General features: G+C 75.1%; 1 protein-coding gene. It reads left to right on the forward strand.

Going from position 1 to position 1,804, the window contains the following annotated elements; translation table 11 throughout:
• Positions 1–1,804 (forward strand): KR domain-containing protein (locus HPT28_RS26390; RefSeq protein ID WP_219094487.1); only part of this gene is annotated, 1,804 nt, incomplete at both ends.

The raw sequence follows: 1,804 nt of genomic DNA on the forward strand, positions 1-1,804 counted from the left end.
TACGCCGGAACCGGCGCACAGCGCGTCCCCCTGCCCACCTACGCCTTCCAGCACGAGTGGTTCTGGCTCGCGCCCGGGGTCCGCCCGGCGGACGCCACGGCGTCGGGGCTGGGGCGTGTCGATCACCCGGTGCTCACCGCGGTGGCCCGGATCGGCGACCGTGACGAGTGGCTGCTCACCGGACGTCTGTCCATCGACGCCCAGCCGTGGACGCGTGACCACATCGTGTTCGGCATGGTGCTGGTGCCCGGCGCGGCGCTGGTGGAGATGGCGCTGACCGCCGGGCGCGAGGCCGGGTGCCCGGTGCTGGACGAGCTGGTGATCGAGTCACCGCTGCTGCTGGACGAGGACGCGACGGTGCAGGTGCAGGTGACCGTCGGGGCAGCGGGGGAGGACGGCCGCCGCGAGGTCGCCGTGTTCACGCGCCCCGAGCGCGTCGACGACGACGAACCGGGCGAGGCGACCTGCCACGGCCGGGGCTGGCTGGCCCCGGAGGGCGAGCCGGTGACGGCGCCGCCGGGCCAGTGGCCGCCTGCGGGTGCCGAGCCGATCGACGTGGACGAGCTGTACCGGAGGGTGAACAAGCACGCGCACCTGACCGACGCCGGGTTCGACTACGGTCCCGCGTTCCGGGCCGTCCGGTCGGCCTGGCAGGTCGGGGACGACGTGTGCACCGAGCTGGAGCTGCCCGACGTCGCGGGCTCCGCACAGGGCTTCGGCGTCCACCCGGCACTCCTCGACTCCGCGCTGCACGGCGGCCTCGGCATGCTCTACCGCCCGGGTTCCGAGGGCGGATTGCCGTTCTCCTGGTCGGGGGTCCGGCTGGAGCGCACCGGGAGCACCCGGCTGCGGGTGCGGGTCGGGCTGGCCGACGAGACCGCGCTGCGGCTGGAGATCTCCGGCGAGGACGGCACCCCGCTCGCGCGTGTGGCCCGGATGGACGTCCGTCCGGTGGAGCAGGCGCAGCTCGAAGCCGCGCGGCGGAGCGGCCGCCGCTCGCTGCACCAGATCGACTGGGTGGACGTCCCGGCCGGGACACCGACGTCGGCACGGGTCGCGGTGCTCGGTGAGCTGAGTGTGCCGGGCGATCGCTACGCCGACCTGGCGGGCCTGGAGCAGGCTGTCGCCGACGGCGCGGCGGTACCGGAGGTCGTCGTGACCGCCGTCGAGACGGCGGCCGAGGCAGGTGACCCGGCCGAGCGCGCACGGGCGACGGCGCTGAGCGCGCTGACGCTCGTCCAGCGCTGGCTGGACAGTGAGTCGCTGGGCGAGGCCCGGTTGATGGTGGTGACGCGCAACGCGGTCGCCGTCCGGGACGAGGCGCCCGAGCTCGCACAGGCACCGGTGTGGGGCCTGGTCCACAGTGCCCAGACGGAGCACCCGGGCCGCTTCACCCTCATCGACTACGACGGCGGCGGCGTGCCCGACTGGGGCGCACTGCTCGACCTGGAGGAACCGCAGGTGGCGGTCCGCGAGGGCCGGTTGTTGGCGCCGCGCCTGGGCCGGGCCGTCGTCGGCGAGCCGCCGACGGTCGACACCGGGGGAGCGGTCCTGGTCACCGGCGGTACGGGTGGTCTGGGTGCGCTGTTCGCGCGGCACCTGGTGGAGCGGCATGGCGTCAAGCGCCTGGTGCTGGTGAGTCGCCGCGGCCCGGCTGCCGCCGGCGTCGGTGAGCTGGTGGCGGATTTGGAGGCGCGGGGCGCCGAGGTGCGGGTGGCGGCGTGCGACGTGGCGGACCGGCACCGGCTGACGGCTCTGTTCGAGTCGTTGGAGGGTCCGTTGTCGGGTGTGGTGCATGCGGCGG

Source organism: Streptomyces sp. JJ38 (assembly GCF_019303475.1).
In the GTDB taxonomy this organism is placed as follows: Bacteria; Actinomycetota; Actinomycetes; order Streptomycetales; family Streptomycetaceae; genus Streptomyces.